Below are 18,422 nucleotides of genomic sequence, written 5' to 3' on the forward strand. Positions count from 1 at the left end.
TTTGCGCACGACCTGAGACCTGCCGTGCTACCGGAACGAAAAAGTTCGCCGAACCCGCGTAATGATCCCGGCCCCCGCCCCCTCTCCCTCGTACGGGCCCACCGCAGGACCCGCGTCGGAGCCGAGAGAGGAACGTACGACATGCACCACACCGTGGTAGAGCGCGAACTGGAGCTCAAGCTCATCCTGTCGCCCGAGCGCAGCATCCCGGTCCCGGCCCGGCTGAGCTACCGCAGCGACGACCCCTTCGCCGTCCACGTCACCTTCCACGTCGGCTCGGACCACCCCGTGCACTGGACCTTCGCCCGCGAACTGCTCGTGGAGGGGGTGTTCCGCCCGTGCGGGCACGGGGACGTGCGGGTGTGGCCGACGAAGGCCGCCGGGCGCGGCCTGGTGCTGATGGCGCTGAGCTCGCCCGACGGCGACGCCCTCCTGGAGGCCCCGGCAGCGCAGGTCTCGGCCTGGCTGGAGCGCACGCTGAGGGCGGTCCCGCCGGGCGCCGAGGCGGAGCAGCTCGGCATCGACGACGGCCTCGCCGAGCTGCTGGCCCCCACCCCGGCCGACGACCTGTGGCTGTGCGACCCGTGGCCGAGCGACGAGTCCGAGGACGTGGAGTGAGCGGGACCGCGAGACCTCAGAACAGCTTGCCCGGGTTCAGGATCCCCAGCGGGTCGAAGACACCCTTCACCGCCCGCTGCATCTCGACGCCCACCGGGCCGATCTCGCGGGCGAGCCACTCCTTCTTCAGTACGCCCACCCCGTGCTCCCCGGTGATCGTGCCGCCGAGCTCCAGGCCGAGGGCCATGATCTCGTCGAAGGACTCGCGGGCGCGCCGGGACTCGTCGGGGTCGGCGGCATCGAAGCAGACCGTGGGGTGGGTGTTGCCGTCCCCCGCGTGGGCGACGACACCGATGGTGAGCTGGTACTTCTCGGCGATCCGCTCGGTCCCTTCGAGCATCTCGCCGAGCCGGGAGCGGGGCACGCACACGTCGTCGATCATCGTGGTGCCCTTGACCGCCTCCAGGGCGGTGAGGGACAGCCTGCGGGCCTGGAGCAGGAGTTCGGACTCGGCGAAGTCGTCGGCCGGGACGACCTGGGTGGCGCCCGCCGCCTCGCACAGCGCGCCCACGGCGGCGAGGTCGGCCGCCGGGTCGGTGGTGTCGAAGGCGGCCAGCAGCAGGGCTTCCGTGGTCTCCGGGAGTCCCATGTGCGCGAGGTCGTTGACGGCCTTGACCGTCGTACGGTCCATCAGTTCGAGGAGGGACGGGACGTGCCCGCCCGCCATGATCCGGCACACCGCGTCGCAGGCGGCGGCGCCGGAGGCGAACTCCGCGGCCAGCACCAGCTGCTCGGGCGGCTGCGGCTTCAGCGCCAGGGTCGCCTGTACGACGATCCCGAGCGAGCCCTCGGAGCCGACGAAGAGGCGGGTCATGTCGTATCCGGCGACGCCCTTCGCGGTACGGCGGCCCGTGGACATGAGCCGCCCGTCGGCGAGGACGACGTCCAGGCCGAGGACGTACTCCGCCGTCACCCCGTACTTCACGCAGCACAGCCCGCCGGAGGCGGTGCCGATGTTGCCGCCGATCGTGCACATCTCCCAGCTGGAGGGGTCCGGCGGGTAGTAGAGGCCGAGTTCGTTGACCGCGCGGGAGAGGGTCGCGTTGACGACACCCGGTTCGACGACGGCGATGCGGTCGACCGGGTTGATCTCCAGGATCCGGTCCATCTTCGTCAGGGACAGCACGATGCAGCCGTCGGAGGCGTTGGCGCCCCCCGACAGGCCCGTGCGGGCACCCTGCGGGACGACCGGGACGCGCAGTTCGGTCGCGATGCGCATGACGTGCTGGACCTGCTCGACGGTGCGCGGCAGGACGACCACGGCAGGGGTGCCGGCCGGGCAGAAGCTCGCCATGTCGTTGGCGTAGGAGACCGTGACGTCCGGGTCGACGAGGACGGCCTCGGCGGGCAGACCGCTCAGCAGACGGTCCACCAGATTGCCGGTGGCCTCGTCGCGCGGCGCTTCGATACGGCTCATGATCACAGCGTCGCACCGGGGGCCATCGGTGTGAACCCCGTCTGCGGCAGCTGCCGCATGCCGGGGGGCGGTCGTCGTACTGCCGCACAGTGAGCGCCATGGAGAACAGCGCCATCGAGAACCCGGCCACGGAGAACCGCCACAAAGGGACGCGGGAGGCGCGGCGGGCCCGGCTGCGGGGGCGCCTGCTGATCGCCGCGGTCGCCGGCTGCGCGGTGCTCGGTACGACGCTGATGCTGCTGCCGCCCTCGGGGCGCCCGTCCCACGCTCCCGCTCCGGCCCCCGGCGCCCAGGCGCTGACGGCGGTCGCCGACGGGGTCCCGGCCGCGCTGCCCGATCTGGCGGTGCTGATCGGCGAGCGGGAGAGCCTGCTGCGCCGGCATCCGCGGGACGCCGGGTCGTGGGCGGTGCTCGGGGCGGCGTACGCCGAACAGGGGCGCCGGACGGCCGACACGGCGTTGTACCCGAGGGCCGAGAAGGCGCTGCGGACCTCGCTGAAGGTGCGCCGGAACGCGGAGGCCCTCACCGGTCTCGCCGTCCTCGCGAACGCCCGCCGGGACTTCCGGACGGCCCTGGCCTGGGGCGAGGCGGCGCGGCAGCTGGAGCCGGGGCGGTGGACGACGTATCCGGCGCTGATCGACGCGTACACGGGCCTCGGGGACTACAAGGCGGTCGGCAGGACGCTGGAACGGCTGCTGGAGCTGCGGTCGGGACCGGCGGTGCGGGCCCGGGCGGCGGCCGTGTACCGGGACCGGGGGCGGCGCGAGGACGCGGCGGCCGCCCTGTCCGACGCGGCGGCCGCGGCCCGGACACCGGCCGAGCGGGCCGCGTACCTGGAGCGGGGCGGGCAGCTGGCCTTCGAGCGCGGCGACCGCGAGGAGGCGCTGCGGCACTTCCGGGAGGCGGTCCGCGTCGATCCCGACCAGCGGGCCACGCGGGCCGGGCAGGGCCGGGCGCTGGCGGCGCTGGGCCGCCCCGCCGAGGCCGTGACCGCGTACCGGAAGGCCCTCGCGAAGCAACCGCTGCCGCAGTACGCCGTGGAGCTGGGCGAGTTGTACGAGTCCCTGGGACGGGAGCAGGAAGCCCGGGGGCAGTACGACCTGATGCGGGCGGCGGTGGAGCGGGCGGCGGCCGGCGGGGCCGACGAGGACCTGGTGCTGGGGCGGTTCGAGGCGGACCACGGTGAACCGGCTTCGGCGGTACGGCGGTTGCGGGCCGAGTGGCTGCGGCAGCCGGGCATCGAGGTGGCGGACGCGCTGGGCTGGGCGCTGCACCGGGCGGGCCAGGACGAGGAGGCCCTGCGGTACGCCCGGATCGCGACGGACAGGGTGCACGGCGGCGCGGTGCGCAGCGCGCCGTACCTGTATCACCTGGGCATGATCGAGCGGGAGTTGGAGCAGAGCTCGCCCGCGCGCCGGCACCTCCAGGAGGCCCTGCGGATCAACCCCTGGTTCTCGCCCCTGGGGGCGCGGGCGGCGATGCAGGCGCTGGCGGCCCTGGGGGACGTGCCGGACGTGGACCTGCCGGTGCTGGACGCGCAGGGGGCGGACGCGCGAGGGGTCACACCGCGGCCGTACCGATGAGGGCGTTCCGCGTGACCAGCGCCGCCAGTTCCTCCTCGCCCAGCCCCTCCGTGCCCTCGGGCCTGCGGGGCAGGACCAGGTAGCGGGTCTCGGCACTGGAGTCCCACACCGTGATCTCCGTGCCGGCGGGCAGCTCCAGGCCGAACTCCCGCAGGACCTCCCGGGGTTCGCGCACCACCCGGGACCGGTACGCCTCCGACTTGTACCAGCTGGGGGACGGGCCGAGCAGGCGCAGCGGGTAGCAGGAGCAGAGGGTGCAGACGACGACGTTGTGGCGGGACGCGGTGTTCTCGACCACCCGCAGGCGCTGGAACGAGCCCTCCATGTACCCGAGTTCGCGGACGGCGGCGGTGCCGTCGGCGAGCAGCCGGGCCCGGTAGGCGTCGTCGGTCCAGGCCCGGGCCACCACCCGGGCGCCGTTGGCCGGGGAGGACTCCGCGAGGAACGCGTCGATCGCCTCGTCCAACCGCTCGCCGGTGATCAGCCCCTTCTCCTCCAGGAGGGTCTCCAGACGCCGTACCCGCCGGGCGATCGTGGCGTCGGTGTGGTGGTCACCGCTCGTCATCGGGGTCCTCCTCCAGATAGCTCTCCCACAGGTCCAGGACGACGTGGTGGTCGCCCTCGCCCCACAGGTCGCGGGCCTCGAAGCGGACCGCGTAGATCTGCTCCACGGGTGCGTCCCCGCGTCCCTGTGCGCTGACGTCGGCCAGTTCGTCGGGGCCCTCGGGCTCCACGACCACGCCCCGCTTGCCGCGCGCGTACCGCGGCAGGCGGGTGTGGTGCGGCGGGTCGTGGCGGTAGGTGCGGACCCGGGTGCCGGGCGGGAAGCGGTCGGTGCCGGGCGGGAAGGGATCGGGGGGCGCGTCAGTCATCGAGCTCACCCGGCGCGAGCACGCCCTTGCGCTCCAGCAGCGCGCAGATCGCGGTGAACCAGCGCTCGTAGTACGAGGCCGCCAGGTAGTCGGCCGGCGGCATCGACTCGATCGCGTCCCGGAACTCGTTGGTGTTGAAGACCCCTTGCGCGCGCAGGGTGTTGTAGAGCCCGACGACCCGGGCCTCCCAGTCCGCGTGGAAGGGCTCGGTGTCGTCGGTGGTGTCGATCGCGCCGAATCCCTGCGTGCCGCCCACGTCGTTGATCCTGGCCATACGGCCAGCCTAGAGGTTGCCCCGCTTCTCCTGCTCCCTCTCGATGGCCTCGAACAGTGCCTTGAAGTTGCCCTTCCCGAAGCCCATCGAGCCGTGCCGTTCGATGAGTTCGAAGAACACGGTCGGCTTGTCCTGGACCGGCTTGGTGAAGATCTGGAGCAGGTAGCCGTCCTCGTCGCGGTCGGCGAGGATCTTCAGCTCGCGGAGCGTGTCGACGGGGACGCGGGTGTCGCCGACCCACTCGCCGAGGGTGTCGTAGTAGGAGTCGGGGGTGTCGAGGAACTGGACTCCGGCCGCGCGCATGGTCCGTACGGTCTGCACGATGTCGTTGGTGTTCAGCGCGATGTGCTGGACGCCGGCGCCGCCGTAGAACTCCAGGTACTCGTCGATCTGGGACTTCTTCTTGGCGATGGCGGGCTCGTTGATCGGGAACTTCACCTTGAGGGTGCCGTCGGCCACGACCTTCGACATCAGCGCGCTGTACTCGGTGGCGATGTCGTCGCCCACGAACTCCTTCATGTTCGTGAAGCCCATGACCTTGTTGTAGAAGCCGACCCACTCGTTCATCCGGCCGAGCTCGACGTTGCCGACGCAGTGGTCGATCGCCTGGAAGGTGCGGTGGGCGGGCGGCTGGACGATCGGGGCTGCCGCGGCGAAACCGGGGAGGTAGGGGCCGTCGTAGCCGGTGCGCTCGACCAGGGTGTGGCGGGTCTCGCCGTAGGTCGCGATCGCGGCGAGGACGACCGTGCCGTGCTCGTCCTTCAGCTCGTACGGCTCGGCGACGCTCCTCGCGCCGTGCTCGAGAGCGTAGGCGTACGCGGCGCGGGCGTCCGGGACCTCGATGGCGAGGTCGATGACGCCGTCGCCGTGCTCGGCCACGTGCTGGGCGAGGAAGTGGCCCCAGGGGGTGGCGGGCTTGATGACCGAGGTGAACACGAACCGGGCGGAGCCGTTCTCCAGCACGTAGCTCGCGGTCTCGCGGCTGCCGTTCTCCGGTCCGGAGTACGCCACGAGCCGCATGCCGAAGGCGGTCGAGTAGTAGTGCGCCGCCTGTTTGGCGTTGCCGACGGCGAAGACGACCGCGTCCATTCCCTTGACCGGGAAGGGATCGGCCTGCCGGGCGGTGTCGGGAGTGTGGTGTGTGGTCTGCGTCATGCGGGAAGCCTGGCCCCGCTCTGCAAGGTGCGCAATAGTTCGCGTCATCGCTGGACAATATGTTCAGTCGTACGGCCGTGTCGGCGGCCCTTCTGTACAGGATGACCATCGGAGCGGGAGGCCCTTGTGGGGATCGACGAACTGGACGGGCGGATCATCGTGCTGCTCGCGCGGGAACCGCGGATCGGCGTCCTCGAGATGTCCCGGCGACTGGGGGTGGCCCGGGGGACCGCGCAGGCACGGCTGGACCGGCTTCAGTCGAACGGGGTCATCCGGGGATTCGGCCCGCAGGTCGATCCGGCGGCGCTCGGCTACCCGGTGACCGCGTTCGCGACCCTCCAGATCCGGCAGGGTCAGGGGGCCGACGTCCGGGCGCATCTGGCGACCGTGCCGGAGGTGCTGGAGCTGCACACCACCACCGGCAGCGGCGACATGCTGTGCCGGCTGGTGGCCCGCTCCAACGCCGATCTCCAGCGGGTGATCGACCGGGTCGTCGGCTTCGACGGGATCGTCCGGGCCTCCACCGCGATCGTCATGGAGAACCCCGTTCCGCTACGGATCATCCCGCTGGTGGAGCAGGCGGCGGAGGACTCGGCGCGGCCCTGACGGCGATCCGCGGTGGAGCAGGGGTTCGTGAAGCAGTCGGCCCCAGTTACAAAGAACCCGTTGCAAAGAACCCTTTGCATAGCTATCTTTGTACGCATGCCGGAAGAGCCCACCACTCGGAAACTCGACGCCCGTGCACTGCGCGGGCTGGCCCATCCCCTGCGGATGGAACTCCTCAACGCGCTGCGCCGCCGCGGCCCCGCCACCGCGTCGATGCTCGCCGAACGACTGGGCGAGTCCAGCGGCGCGACCAGCTACCACCTGCGCCAGCTCGCCGAGCACGGCTTCATCGCGGACGCCCCGGAGCACGGGAAGGGGCGCGAGCGGTGGTGGAAGGCCGTGGACCAGGGACTGACCTTCGACACCAGCGAGTTCGAGGGCGCCGGACCGGAAGTGCGCGGAATGGCCGAGATCTATCTGCACGAGGTCGCGGCCACGCACGCCCGTGAGCTGTCCGGCTGGCTCAGCACCCGGGACCGCTGGGCGGCCGAGTGGTCCCAGAGCTCCGACATGAGCGACATGACGCTCCAGCTCACCCCCGAGCTGGCCGCCGAGCTCATCGGAAAGATGCACACCCTGATCAACGACTACCGCGGCCGGATCCCCGACGGGGAGCCCGGCTCGGAGCAAGTACGCGTCCACACGCACCTGTTCCCGTCCGCGACGGACTGAAGGGCCCCGCCATGCACCCCGAGACCCACTTCGCCCAGCACCACTTCGCCCAGCACCACTTCGCCCAGGACCACTTCACTCAGCCCTACTTCGCCCAGGACCACCTCGCCCGGCACCACACCCGCGCCGCCGACCTCCGCGCCGAGGCCGACGCCTACCGGCTCGCGGCCCGGGCCAGGCGGCCGTACGCCGTCCGGACCCGCCTCGGCTGGACCCTCGTGGAGGTCGGACTCCGGCTCGCCGCTCCGAGGCCGGTCCTGGCGCACTAGAACGTCACCTCACCAGGACGCCTCAGCAGGCGGGGACGGACCCCTTGCCGCTCTCCAGTGCCGTCAGCGCGCTCACCGCGCCCTTCAGCGAGGTCACCGGGACCAGCCGCAGCCCCTTCGGCAGTTCCCCCTTGGCGTCGGCGCACTCCGCCTTCGGGACCAGGAACACCGTCGCCCCGTCCCGCTTCGCGGCCTGCGTCTTCAGCGCCACGCCGCCCACCGCGCCGACCGTCCCGTCCGCGTCGATCGTGCCCGTCCCGGCGACGGTCCGGCCCCCGGTCAGGTCGCCCCCGGCCCCGTCGCCGTCGAGCTTGTCGATGATCCCCAGGGTGAACAGCAGCCCCGCGCTCGGCCCGCCGACGTCCGCGAGCCGCAGCGTGACCTTGACCTTCTTGTCGCTCAGTTTCAGGTAGGTCAGCGCCGCCTCGGTCGCCGCGTCCTGGGACTCCCGCATCTGCTCGGTGTTGTGCTGCTCGATCTCCTTGTCGCTCTGCCCGCTCGGGTAGACGGCGTCATGGGGCATGACGGCACGGTCCTTGCGGAACCAGCTGTCGAAGACGTCCCCGAGCGAGACGTGCGTGTCCGGGCCGGTCGCCTCGATGGTCGTCATCCGCAGCTGGCCGCTCGTCGCCCGCACCGGCGCGCCGGAGATCGTGATCACCGGGGTGCCCTGGTTGTCGCCGAGGACGTTCGCCGTCATGCCGGGCTGCGCCAGCGCGAACGGCAGCGGCGCGAAGAGGGCCGTGGCGACCAGCGCCACGACGGGCAGGGCACAGACGGCGACGGCCTGGGGGCGCGTGAGGCGAGAGAGCACGGGATCAATCTAACGCGGCGCTCACTTCCGGCCACGAGCCGGTCAGCCCCGCACACCACCCGCCCACAAGCCGACCGTCCCCGGCACGCATTCCACCCCACGAGCCGGTCGCCCCCTGCCCACATCCCGCCCCGCAACCGGCCCGGCCCCGGCGTGCACCCCGTCCGCGACCCGGCCGGCCCCCGGGTCACCCGTCCGCGACTCGTCCCGCCCTAGCGTGCACCCCGCCCCGCGACCCGACCGGCCCCAACGGGCATCCCGCGCCATCAGCCCACCGACTCCCGCTCCCATCCCCGCGCCCCCCGGCCGGGCGGCCCCCGCGCACATCTCGCCCACCAGCCTGTCAGCCCTTGCGCACCGCCCGTGCCGCCAGCCGGCAGGCGCCAGCCGGCAGACCGCTGCCGATGTCCCGCACCCGCCGGCTCGTCAGACCCCGCCCACAACCCGCCCCACCGGTCGGCCGGCCCCCGTACAGATCCCGCCGTTCAGCCCCCGTACAGATCCCGTCGCTCACGCGTGAAGCGCCGTAGCGCGTCGGGAAGCGGTTCGACTCCGATGCCCGGGGTTCGTGGGACCGGCAGGTGGCCGTCCTCCAGGACGAACGGTTCGGTGAGGTCCTCGGCGAAGTAGCGGGCGGAGGCGGAGGTGTCGCCGGGGAGGGTGAAGCCGGGCAGCGCGGCGAGGGCGAGGTTCGGGGCGCGGCCGACTCCGGTCTCCAGCATGCCGCCGCACCACACCGGCACGCCGTGCGCCCGGGCCACGTCGTGGATGCGGCGGGCCTCCAGATAGCCGCCCACGCGCGCGGGCTTCACATTGACCACCCGGCAGGCGTCCATCGCGATCGCGGAGGCGGTGTCGCGGGCGTTGTGCAGGGACTCGTCGAGGCACACGGGGGTCGACAGCCGGGCCTGCAACCGTGCGTGGCCGTGCAGGTTGTTCTCCTCCAGCGGCTCCTCGATCAGCAGCAGCCCGAACTCGTCGAGCCGCCGCAGGTGTTCCGCGTCCGCGAGCGTGTACGCCGTGTTGGCATCGACCTGGAGCGGCAGCCCGGCACCGAAGCGCTCGCGCACGGCCCGTACCGGCTCGAGGTCCCAGCCGGGCTCGATCTTCAGCTTGATCCGGACGTACCCCTCGTCGAGATACCCCTCGACGGCGTCGAGAAGCTCCGGCACGGACTCCTTGATCCCCACCGACACCCCCGCCGGCACCCGGTCGCGGACCGCGCCCAGATACACCGCCAGCGGCATGCCGTACGACCGCAGCTCCGCGTCCAGGACCGCCGTCTCCAGGGCCGCCTTCGCCAGCTCGTGGCCCTTGATCCGCGCCATGGCCGGCCCGAGCGCGGCCGCCGTGAGCGCGGGCAGCGCCGCCACCCGCGGCACCAGGAAGTCCCGCAGCACGAGTTCCGCGCCCGCCACGAACTCCGAGCAGTACAGCGGCCGCGGATCGGCGGCGAACTCCGACCAGCCCTCGGCGGTGTCGGTGACGACGTGCAGCAGGAAGGTGTCCTTGGTCGTCATCGTGCCGAAGGAGGTCCGGAACGGGCTGACCAGCGGGATCTCCACATGGACGACCTCCACGCGTTCGAGCTTCATTCCGTCCCCTCCCGGGTCAGCGTGTACCAGCCGTCGCGGGACATCCCGGTCGCCCGGAACCCCTGCCCGAAGGCCTCCGTGAACACCTCGCGCACGGCCCGCCGCCAGCGCAGCGCGAGCACCGGGTCGGCGGCCCGCAGCTTGACCACGTCGTCCGGGACCCGGCACCAGATCCGCAGGTCGGCGAGGTCGCGCCGGGCGAGGGTCGCGCCGTCGGGCCCGCGGTGGGTGGCGGGCGCGGCCTCACGGTCACCGCTGCCGTCCGAGAGAGCGGACCGACCACCGCCGTCGTACGACCGCCCCGGCGCCGTCAGATCCCACGTCACCGTCAGCCGGTCGCTCTCGTCGCCGCCGTTCACGCCGTCCGTCATGGGGCCGTAGAAGTCGACGAGGTACTCGGTGCCCCTCGCGCCCAGCTTGGCCAGGTTGAAGCGGGCGTTGCGGCCGATCAGCGGGTCGAAGGTCCAGCGCATGGTGCGGGCGCCGAGACCGAGCGCCCACGCCCGCTGGGCCTGCTTCACCGCCTCCCCGCGCCCCGGCTCCGCCGCCGCGACCAGCGAGTACGCCTCCTGGGCTGCGGGCTGCCCGAACACCGCCACGGCGGCCCCGGCGAGCCGCTCCCCCTCGTGGGCGGCGTGCACCGCGCCACCCGAGTGGACCAGGCTGTGCAGCACCTCGGCCGGATAGGGCGGGGCCGTGCGCGGGGTCCGCCACACCTCGCCGAAGTACGCGCTGACGGCGTCGAGGCCGGCGACGTCGTGGACGGTACGGATGCTCACTGGAGTCATGTGCAGAGTCTGGGAGCCGACCGGGGCGTCCCGGGTTGTGCGGTCGTACAACAACTGCGTACGTTCGTTTGAACATCGGCCAAAGCATCTGGTCGCAGACGCGGTCCGGCCGACGAGACAGCTGCTGGGGGCACCCATGGACGCCTGCACCCTCGGCGACCTCCTCGACGTCGTCGGCGGCACCTCGCTGCGCCTGCACTCCGCCCCCGCCGGGCTCGGCGCCCCCGTCACCGAGGTCGTCCTGTACGACGCCCAGGCCCCGCTCCCCCGGACGCCGGGCGCGCTGCTGCTGGCGGTCGGGACGCGGGCGGCGGCGACCGGGCCGTTGGCGCGGGCCGCCGCGGAGGCCGGGATGACCGGTCTGGTGGTGCGCGGACCGGACGGCCCGGCGGCCGAGGCGGAGGCGTGCGGGGTGGCGCTGCTGTCCGTCCCCGAGGACACCGCCTGGCACCAGGCGCACCTGCTGCTCGCCTCGGCGGTCGGCGCCCGTCCGGTGTCGTCGGCGGGCGGCCAGGGCGACCTGTTCGCGCTGGCCGACGCCATCGCGGCGGCGACCGGCGGGGCCACCGCGGTCGAGGACCCCCGCCGGCGGATCCTCGCCTACTCCACGGTCCCCGGGCAGCCGGTCGACGAGGACCGCCGCCAGGGCATCCTGGGCCTCCAGGTGCCGACCGGCTCGGGCAACACCGAGCAGTACCGGACGCTGTTCGCGGCCGACGCCCCGGTACGGCTGCCCGCGCTCCGGCAGGGCGCCCTGCCCCGCCTCGCGATGGCCGTCCGGGCCGGCGGGGAGACCCTGGGCTCGGTGTGGGTGGTGGACGGCGGCACCCTCGCGGCGGACGCGGCCGAGACGCTCGTACAGGGGGCGTCGACGGCGGCGCTGTTGCTGCTGCGGGCGCGCGCGGCCCAGGAGCTGGCCCGGCACCGGACCGGCGACCTGCTGCGGCGGGTGCTGGACGGGACGGCGGACGCGGCCGGGTCGGCGGCTCGGCTGGGCGTCGAGGGACCGCTGCGGGTGGCCGCGTTCGCGCTGGACACGGCGGGCCTCCCGGACGACGGGGACACGGCGAGCCGCCCGGACACCGAGCAGACCGGGCTGCGGCTGCTGGACGTCGTACGGCTGAATTGCGAGGCCCGCTACGGGCGGCACGCGTGTGTGCTGGTCGACGGGGTGGTGTACGCGGTGCTGCCGGCGGTCGGGGAGCACGCCGGGGGCCGGCACCGGCGGCTGGCGGAGCACATCGTGGCGCGGGCCGGGCAGGCGCTCAGGGTGCCGGTGCGGGCGGGGCTGGGCGCGGTGGTGGCGGGGCTCGGGGAGGTGGCGGGGTCGCGGGCGGACGCCGACCTGGTGCTGCGGCTGCCGGCCCCTGCACTGCCGGTGGCCACGGTCGACGAGGTCCGGCCCCGGGTCACACTGCTGCGTCTCGCCGAAGTGCTCGGTCAGCGGCGGGAGTTGAGCGCGGGTTCGTGGCGGACGGTGCTGGCCCACGACGAGGAGCACGGAACGGACCACGCGCGCACGCTGGTGTGCTGGTTCGACGCGGGGTGCGACATGGCGGGGGCGGCGAAGCTGCTCGCCGTGCATCCCAACACGTGCCGCTACCGGTTGCGGCAGGTGCGGCAGCTCTTCGGAATCGACCTGGACGACCCCGACGAACGGCTGGTGCTGTGGCTTCAGTTGCGGGTGCTGGCGGGGTTGGGACCGGTGTACGGCTGACGAGGGCGGAGGCGGGGAAGGAGGCTGGGCGGATGCGGGCGTAGGTCAGCGCAGCGCCTCCGCGACCTCGCGGGCCGCGTCCACCACCCGTGGTCCCACTCGCTCCGGCACCGCGTCGGCCAGCATCACGACGCCGACGCTGCCCTCGACGCCGGTGACCCCGAGCAGGGGCGCCGCCGCACCGCTCGCCCCCGCCTCCAGCTCGCCGTGGGTCAGCATGTACCCCGGCTCCCCGAAGCCCTGCTGCCGGGCCGCGAGGATCGCCCGGCCCGCGGCACCGCGGTCCAGGGGATGCCGGAAACCGGCGCGGTAGGCCACGTGGTAGTCCGTCCAGGTGGGCTCCACGACGGCCACGGCGAGCGCCTCCGCGCCGTCCACCAGCGTGAGATGCGCCGTCGCCCCGATGTCCTCGGCCAGCGACCGCAGCGCCGGCAGCGCGGCCTCCCGTACCAGCGGATGCACCTGGCGCCCCAGCCGCAGCACCCCGAGCCCGACCCGGGCACGACCGCCCAGATCCCGTCGTACGAGGGCGTGCTGCTCCAGCGTGGCCAGCAACCGGTAGACCACGGTCCGGTTCACGCCCAGTTTGTTGGAAAGCTCGGTGACGGTGAGCCCGTGGTCCGTGTCGGCCAGGAGCTTGAGGACGCGCAGTCCCCGGTCAAGCGTCTGAGAGGTCTCCGCGGTCACGACGCCCACTCCTCCAAGTGGTGAGGTCGGCAGCCCCTCGCGGCGGATGCGTCACCAGGTCCCGTCGGTGACGCGCTTCAGAGGCCGCCGATCGGCCGGCGGCCCGGTCTGTTCCGGGCCGCGTCGCTTCACGGCTGCGCTCCGCGGCGGCGCTGCCACGGGGCGTGTGCGTAGCGGGACAGTAGCGAAGCGGGTTCGCTCAGCGGAAGCCTCCGTCCAGAATCCGGGCAGCGGCCGGTACGGACCACTCCGTTTGTCCTGATACGTACGGAGTGACAGACGCCGTCGGCGAGCGGTCGCGGGCGTCACCGCATCCGGGTGGCCCACTCCTGCACCTTGGCGATCCGCTGCCGCAGCTGCCCGGCCGTGGCCTCCGCGCTCGGCGGCCCCCCGCACACCCTGCGCAGCTCGGTGTGGATCACGCCGTGCGGCTTGCCGCTCTGGTGGACGTAGGCGCTGACCATGGTGTTGAGCTGCTTGCGGAGCTCCATCATCTCCTTGTGCGAGACGACGGGCCGCCGCTCGGCGGGCAGCTCCAGCAGGTCGGCCTCGGAGTCCGGCTTCTTGCGGCTGTGCGCGATCTGCCGGGCCTGCCGCTTCTGGAGCAGGAGCTGCACCTGGTCGGGTTCGAGCAGCCCCGGGATGCCGAGGTAGTCCTGCTCCTCCTCGCTCCCCGGGTGCGCCTGCATACCGAACTCGGCGCCGTCGTAGAGGACGCGGTCGAAGACGGCCTCGGACTCCAGCGCCTCGAAGGAGAACTGCTCCTGCTCGCCGGTGTCCTCGTCCTGCTCCTTGTTCGCCTCCTCCATCTCCTTCTCGGACTCGGCGTACGGGTCCTCCTCGCCCTCCTTCTTCGGCTTGTCGAGGGCGTGGTCCCGCTCCACCTCCATCTCGTTGGCGAAGGTGAGGAGGTCGGGGACGGTCGGGAGGAACACGGAGGCGGTCTCGCCGCGCCGCCGGGACCGTACGAAACGGCCGACGGCCTGGGCGAAGAAGAGCGGCGTGGAGATGGTGGTGGCGTACACCCCGACCGCCAGCCGCGGGACGTCGACGCCCTCCGACACCATGCGTACGGCGACCATCCACCGGTCGTTGCTGCCGCTGAAGTCGTCGATCCGCTTCGAGGCCCCGGCGTCGTCGGACAGGACGAGGGTCGCCTTGCTGCCGGTGATCTCGCGGATCAGCTTGGCGTAGGCGCGCGCGGAGTCCTGGTCGGAGGCGATGACGAGGGCACCGGCGTCCGGGATGGCCTTGCGGACCTCGGTCAGCCGCTGGTCGGCGGCCCGCAGCACGCTCGGCATCCACTCACCGCGCGGGTCGAGCGCGGTGCGCCAGGCCTGGCTGATCGCGTCCTTGGTCATGGGCTCGCCGAGCCGGGCGGCGATCTCGTCCCCCGCCTTGGTGCGCCAGCGCATGTTGCCGCTGTAGGAGAGGAAGATGACGGGCCGCACGACGTGGTCGGCGAGCGCGTTGCCGTAGCCGTAGGTGTAGTCGGCGGCGGACCTGCGGATCCCGTCGTTCCCCTCCTCGTACGTCACGAAGGGGATCGGGTTGGTGTCGGACCGGAAGGGCGTACCGGTGAGCGCGAGCCGTCGGGTGGCCGGTTCGAAGGCCTCCAGGCAGGCCTCGCCCCAGGACTTGGAGTCACCGGCGTGGTGGATCTCGTCGAGGATGACGAGGGTCTTGCGCTGCTCGACGCGGTTGCGGTGCAGCATGGGCCGTACGCCGACGCCCGCGTAGGTGACGGCGACCCCGTGGTAGTCCTTGCCGAGCGGCCCCGCGCTGTACTCGGGGTCCAGCTTGATCCCTATCCGCGCCGCCGCCTCGGCCCACTGCTTCTTCAGGTGCTCGGTCGGTGCGACGACGGTCACCTGCTGCACGACGTGGTGGTGCAGCAGCCAGGAGGCGAGGGTGAGCGCGAAGGTCGTCTTGCCGGCGCCCGGGGTCGCGACCGCCAGGAAGTCACGCGGCTGCTCCTGGACGTACTTCTCCATCGCCCCTTGCTGCCAGGCACGCAGCTTGTTGGCGGTACCCCAGGGGGCGCGGCCGGGGAAGGCCGGGGAAAGGTGGTGGGAGGAGGCGGCGGTGGTAGTCACGGTCTCCGTCGGGGTCGAGCGGCTGGGCGTGTCCTCGGCTGTGTATGAAGACCGGGTCACCTTACCGGCGGCCCGCTCCTGTCAACGCGTGGACGGGGCCGGGGCGGGGGTGGGTGGGACCGAGGTCACAGTCACCGTGCGAAGCGCGGCAGACGGGCCGCGATCCGGGGCACGTCCAGGTGACCCTGGCACACGTCCAGCACGAACTGCTCGGCCTCGTCGACGTCGAAGTCCGCGTCCAGCGGGTGGCCGTTCATGTGCAGGAAGACCCAGGCCGCGTACCAGGAGATGCGCTTGTTCCCGTCGACGAGGGCATGGTTGCGGGCCAGGGATTCCATCAGGGCCGCGGCCTTCTGCCACACGTCCGGGTAGGCGTCCTGCCCGAACACGCTCGACCGGGGCCGGGCCAGCGCCGAGTCGACGAGCCCGTAATCGCGCACCTCGTCGGCCCCGAGCCGCTGCGCGAGGTCCAGCTGTTCGGGAAGCGTGAGGTAGTGCATCAGGCGAGCCTCCGGTTCAGCTCGGCACTGGCCTTCAGCACGTGCTCGGCTGCCTCGTCGAACAGCCGTGAGTGCTCGTTGACGGCCGCGATCACCGCGTCGTGGGCGAAAGCCTGCATGCTCCGCCCTTCCGCAGCGGCGCGCTCACGCAGGGCGTCGAGCTCTTCGTCCGTGAAACGCAGGTTCAGTCCAGCCATGGGCCGACGGTACTAGGTGGTACCAGTCGGTGGCACACCGGTTTTGGCATGCAGCCGCGTCGTCACCCACGCGCCCACCAACGCCACCCCCGCCATCGGCAGGAACACCACGGCGAACGCGGCCGGGTGGGAGCCCGACGTCTGTGTGGCCGTAGGGCTCACCGCGCCGCCGCCCAGCGCCGCGAAGGCCGCCCCGCCCGCCGCCAGCAGCACGACGTTGGCGAGCCCGTCGGAGATCTGGAGGGCGGCGGAGTTGCTGCCGGCGTCCTCCGGGGCGGACAACTGCAGCAGCAGGACGCTGGTGGAGGCGATCACCAGCCCCATCCCGAAGCAGCCGAAGCCCCACGCGACGGCGACGGTCCAGACCGGCACCGAGGGGATCAGCACACTCGGCGCGGCGGCGATCGCGGCAGCGACCAGCACCATCCCCGCGGTCATCAGCCGTTCCCGGTACGGCTCCACCCGCGCCCGGGACTGCACCCACGACCCCAGCGCCCAGGTCCCGCCGCCGGCCGCCAGGGAGAACCCGGCGAGCGTCGGCGACAGCCCCCGCTGGGTGACCAGCATCAACGGCACGAAGGACTCGGCGGCGACGAAGGACCCCGCGGCGACCCCGCGCAGCAGCACGACGGAGGGCAGCCCGCGCGCCGCGCGGTAGGTGCCGCGCGGCAGCAGCCCGAGCACGGCCGGCACGAGCAGCGCGGCGCCCGCGAGGCCGGGGAGCAGGGAGAGGAGCCGTAGATCCTGGGCGGCGTACTGGAGGAGCCCGGCGCCGAGGGAGATCCCGAGGGCGAGACGGATGCGCCGCCGGTCGAAGCCGCCGGGGGACTTGCCGTCCACGGGACCCGCGGCGCGTCGTCGTATCTGCGGAAGGGCCAGGCCCAGCGGGAAGACGACCAGCACGGGAATCCCGACGAACACCCACCGCCAGCCGAGATGTTCGGTCACCGCGCCGGCCGCGAGGGGCCCCACGACGGACGGCACGACCCACCCCGCCGCGAACGCGGCCATGATCGCGGGCCGCAACCGCTCGGGATAGGCCCGTCCGACGACGACGTAGAGCGCGACGATGACCAGCCCGCCGCCGAACCCCTGCACGGCCCGCCCGAGAATGAACAACCACATCGCCCCGGCGGTCCCGGACAGCAGCAGCCCGGCCCCGAACGCGGCGATCCCCGCGGTCAGCGCCCCGACCGGCCCCCGCCGATCGGCCCACTGCCCGCTGAGGACCATGCCGAAGAGGCTGGTGGTGAAGTACCCGGAGAACGCGAACGCGTACAGCCCGACCCCGTCCAACTCCCGCGCGGCAACGGGCATGGCGGTCCCCACGGCGGTCGCCTCGAACGCGATCAGCACGACGACGGACACGATCCCCACACTGAGCGCCCGGTAGGAACGCCCCAGCACCCCCTCCGCGCCCTCCCGACCGGCCGAAACTCCAGGATCATCATCAACACCGACACCACGCGGTTCCAGGGCTGCCATGCGAGCCAGCGTAAGGCCCGAACTCCGGTTTGACCCCTGTCAAAAGCCCACCTGGACCTCAGACGTTGGTCGTACGACCACGACGGCCGCCGCCCCGTTCATGAACGGCGTATGGCAGTCCCGTTGCAGCCCCCACGATCCCCTTGAGCCACCGCCACCCCCGCCATACGGTCATTCCACTGACCCGGCCGTGTGCCCGAGTGGTTCAGGGACTCGCCTGCAAAGCGAGTTACGCGGGTTCGATTCCCGCCACGGCCTCAAGTTGTCTGACCAGGTGAAACGCAAGGGCGGCATCCCAGCAGGGGTGTCGCCCTTGCCCGTTACTGCCAGCGTGGGCTCGTTGCGATGGTCCGTAGTTGGGCCGGGGTCAGGAGTGGGGTCGTTCGGGTTGCGGGGGCGTTCTGGGTCGGGGCCTGCCACTGCATGAGGGTCACGTAGAGGCCGTCGGGGCGCAGTACGTTCACCGTCTGGTGGCCGGGGGTCGTGCCGGGTGGGGACTGGCGGGACTGGATCAGGGTGCCGTCGGGCAGGGGGGTCGCGCCGGCGAAGACCTGCTTGCGGATCTCGGTCGTGGAGGTCTGGCGGGAGACGTGCACCTCGAGCAGTGACGTGCCGTGGCCGTCGTCCACCCACAGCTGCCCGGACTGCCCGCCGCCGGGCGGCGTCGAACGGGTCAGGCCGGTCGGCAGCAGCGCGCTCAGTGTGGCCAGGGCGCGGTTGGCGGGCAGCGTGCCGGTGAAGGTCGGTTTCGGTGTGGCCGGGGCGGTTGTGGCCGGGGCCGAGCTGCCGGGCGGCGCGGGGTCCGTCGCTCGTCCGTCGGACAGCAGGCCGGGGCCGAGCGTCGCGCCCAGCCCGACCAGCGCGAGTACCGCAGCCCCGCTCACGCCCAGCGCCGCGGCACGGCGGCGGCGCCTGCGCCGGCCGTTGCGGACGCCGGCCTGGACAAGTGACGGTGTGTCGGGCGGGGAGATGGTCAGGAGGGTGGTGCGGAGGGCTTCGGTGAAGTCTTCTTCGTGGGGCATGGCGGGTCACCGCGTTTCGGAGTCGGTGCGAAGGGCGAGGTGGGTGCCGCGGCAC

The 18,422-nt window shown here is 72.7% G+C and carries 20 protein-coding genes and 1 tRNA gene; 7 read left to right on the forward strand and 14 right to left on the reverse strand.

What is annotated here, in order from left to right:
* Positions 1–141 precede the first annotated feature (141 nt).
* On the forward strand, positions 142–618 hold the full coding sequence (locus tag AC2XR2_RS16730) for an SsgA family sporulation/cell division regulator (RefSeq protein WP_491515470.1): 477 nt from the start codon (positions 142–144) through the stop codon (positions 616–618).
* 16 nt (positions 619–634) lie between these two features.
* On the opposite strand, the gene AC2XR2_RS16735 is transcribed toward AC2XR2_RS16730, so the two are convergent.
* A complete protein-coding gene (locus tag AC2XR2_RS16735) occupies positions 635–2,041 on the reverse strand; it encodes an FAD-binding oxidoreductase (RefSeq protein WP_491515471.1) in 1,407 nt (468 codons plus the stop codon).
* A 92-nt stretch (positions 2,042–2,133) separates the two neighbouring features.
* Here AC2XR2_RS16735 and AC2XR2_RS16740 point away from each other — a divergent pair, with 92 nt between their 5' ends.
* A complete protein-coding gene (locus AC2XR2_RS16740; protein ID WP_491515472.1) occupies positions 2,134–3,618 on the forward strand; it encodes a tetratricopeptide repeat protein in 1,485 nt (494 codons plus the stop codon).
* Here AC2XR2_RS16740 and nthA read toward each other — a convergent pair.
* The 4 genes from nthA to hppD are packed head-to-tail and all read right to left on the reverse strand — an operon-like array spanning position 3,596 to position 5,919.
* A complete protein-coding gene (gene nthA / locus AC2XR2_RS16745; RefSeq protein WP_381304489.1) occupies positions 3,596–4,183 on the reverse strand; it encodes a nitrile hydratase subunit alpha in 588 nt (195 codons plus the stop codon). The genes AC2XR2_RS16740 and nthA overlap by 23 nt on opposite strands.
* Positions 4,170–4,490 (reverse strand): SH3-like domain-containing protein, encoded by a 321-nt coding sequence (locus tag AC2XR2_RS16750; protein WP_449349622.1) that lies wholly within the window; start codon positions 4,488–4,490, stop codon positions 4,170–4,172. The genes nthA and AC2XR2_RS16750 overlap by 14 nt, the downstream gene beginning before the upstream one ends.
* The gene (locus AC2XR2_RS16755; protein ID WP_491515473.1) at positions 4,483–4,764 is read right to left on the reverse strand and encodes a hypothetical protein; all 282 of its coding nucleotides are present in this window, start codon (positions 4,762–4,764) and stop codon (positions 4,483–4,485) included. The genes AC2XR2_RS16750 and AC2XR2_RS16755 overlap by 8 nt, the downstream gene beginning before the upstream one ends.
* Before the next feature lie 9 nt (positions 4,765–4,773).
* The gene (gene hppD / locus AC2XR2_RS16760; protein ID WP_330266610.1) at positions 4,774–5,919 is read right to left on the reverse strand and encodes a 4-hydroxyphenylpyruvate dioxygenase; all 1,146 of its coding nucleotides are present in this window, start codon (positions 5,917–5,919) and stop codon (positions 4,774–4,776) included.
* A gap of 126 nt (positions 5,920–6,045) precedes the next feature.
* Between hppD and AC2XR2_RS16765 the strand changes: the two genes are divergently transcribed.
* The 3 genes from AC2XR2_RS16765 to AC2XR2_RS16775 all read left to right on the forward strand — a co-directional run bounded on the left by AC2XR2_RS16765 (position 6,046) and on the right by AC2XR2_RS16775 (position 7,466).
* Positions 6,046–6,525, forward strand: a complete 480-nt coding sequence (locus AC2XR2_RS16765) for an Lrp/AsnC family transcriptional regulator (protein WP_381304495.1) — start codon at positions 6,046–6,048, stop codon at positions 6,523–6,525.
* A 96-nt stretch (positions 6,526–6,621) separates the two neighbouring features.
* Positions 6,622–7,197, forward strand: a complete 576-nt coding sequence (locus AC2XR2_RS16770; protein WP_381304498.1) for an ArsR/SmtB family transcription factor — start codon at positions 6,622–6,624, stop codon at positions 7,195–7,197.
* 11 nt (positions 7,198–7,208) lie between these two features.
* A complete protein-coding gene (locus AC2XR2_RS16775) occupies positions 7,209–7,466 on the forward strand; it encodes a hypothetical protein (RefSeq protein WP_491518613.1) in 258 nt (85 codons plus the stop codon).
* 22 nt (positions 7,467–7,488) lie between these two features.
* Here AC2XR2_RS16775 and AC2XR2_RS16780 read toward each other — a convergent pair whose 3' ends face one another.
* The 3 genes from AC2XR2_RS16780 to AC2XR2_RS16790 form a co-directional block, all read right to left on the reverse strand.
* Positions 7,489–8,280, reverse strand: a complete 792-nt coding sequence (locus tag AC2XR2_RS16780) for a YlbL family protein (RefSeq protein ID WP_449349619.1) — start codon at positions 8,278–8,280, stop codon at positions 7,489–7,491.
* A 485-nt stretch (positions 8,281–8,765) separates the two neighbouring features.
* The gene (gene menC, locus AC2XR2_RS16785) at positions 8,766–9,875 is read right to left on the reverse strand and encodes an o-succinylbenzoate synthase (protein ID WP_491515474.1); all 1,110 of its coding nucleotides are present in this window, start codon (positions 9,873–9,875) and stop codon (positions 8,766–8,768) included.
* The gene (locus AC2XR2_RS16790) at positions 9,872–10,663 is read right to left on the reverse strand and encodes a chorismate synthase (RefSeq protein ID WP_491515475.1); all 792 of its coding nucleotides are present in this window, start codon (positions 10,661–10,663) and stop codon (positions 9,872–9,874) included. The genes menC and AC2XR2_RS16790 overlap by 4 nt, the downstream gene beginning before the upstream one ends.
* A 136-nt stretch (positions 10,664–10,799) precedes the next feature.
* Here AC2XR2_RS16790 and AC2XR2_RS16795 point away from each other — a divergent pair, with 136 nt between their 5' ends.
* Positions 10,800–12,380 (forward strand): PucR family transcriptional regulator, encoded by a 1,581-nt coding sequence (locus tag AC2XR2_RS16795; protein ID WP_449349616.1) that lies wholly within the window; start codon positions 10,800–10,802, stop codon positions 12,378–12,380.
* A 45-nt stretch (positions 12,381–12,425) separates the two neighbouring features.
* Here AC2XR2_RS16795 and AC2XR2_RS16800 read toward each other — a convergent pair whose 3' ends face one another.
* From AC2XR2_RS16800 to AC2XR2_RS16820, 5 genes are all read right to left on the reverse strand, one after another.
* Positions 12,426–13,067 carry an IclR family transcriptional regulator gene (locus AC2XR2_RS16800; protein ID WP_031041623.1) on the reverse strand — a complete coding sequence of 214 codons (642 nt, stop codon included), beginning with the start codon at positions 13,065–13,067 and terminating at the stop codon, positions 12,426–12,428.
* A 305-nt stretch (positions 13,068–13,372) separates the two neighbouring features.
* Positions 13,373–15,163 (reverse strand): DEAD/DEAH box helicase, encoded by a 1,791-nt coding sequence (locus AC2XR2_RS16805; RefSeq protein ID WP_330266602.1) that lies wholly within the window; start codon positions 15,161–15,163, stop codon positions 13,373–13,375.
* 131 nt (positions 15,164–15,294) lie between these two features.
* Complete coding sequence (locus AC2XR2_RS16810; protein WP_381304510.1) at positions 15,295–15,663, reverse strand: type II toxin-antitoxin system death-on-curing family toxin; 369 nt, start codon at positions 15,661–15,663, stop codon at positions 15,295–15,297.
* Positions 15,663–15,860 (reverse strand): hypothetical protein, encoded by a 198-nt coding sequence (locus tag AC2XR2_RS16815; RefSeq protein ID WP_449349615.1) that lies wholly within the window; start codon positions 15,858–15,860, stop codon positions 15,663–15,665. Before AC2XR2_RS16815 ends, AC2XR2_RS16810 begins: the two co-directional genes overlap by 1 nt.
* A gap of 12 nt (positions 15,861–15,872) precedes the next feature.
* Positions 15,873–17,345: an MFS transporter gene (locus tag AC2XR2_RS16820; protein ID WP_381304514.1), complete on the reverse strand. Its 1,473-nt coding sequence runs from the start codon at positions 17,343–17,345 to the stop codon at positions 15,873–15,875.
* Positions 17,346–17,531: 186 nt separating this feature from the next.
* On the opposite strand from AC2XR2_RS16820, the gene AC2XR2_RS16825 reads away from it, so the two are divergent.
* A tRNA-Cys gene (locus AC2XR2_RS16825) sits at positions 17,532–17,603 on the forward strand.
* A 62-nt stretch (positions 17,604–17,665) separates the two neighbouring features.
* Here AC2XR2_RS16825 and AC2XR2_RS16830 read toward each other — a convergent pair.
* On the reverse strand, positions 17,666–18,367 hold the full coding sequence (locus tag AC2XR2_RS16830) for a hypothetical protein (RefSeq protein ID WP_491515476.1): 702 nt from the start codon (positions 18,365–18,367) through the stop codon (positions 17,666–17,668).
* Positions 18,368–18,422: the final 55 nt, after the last annotated feature.

Source organism: Streptomyces sp. LS-MS-L19 (assembly GCF_058382285.1).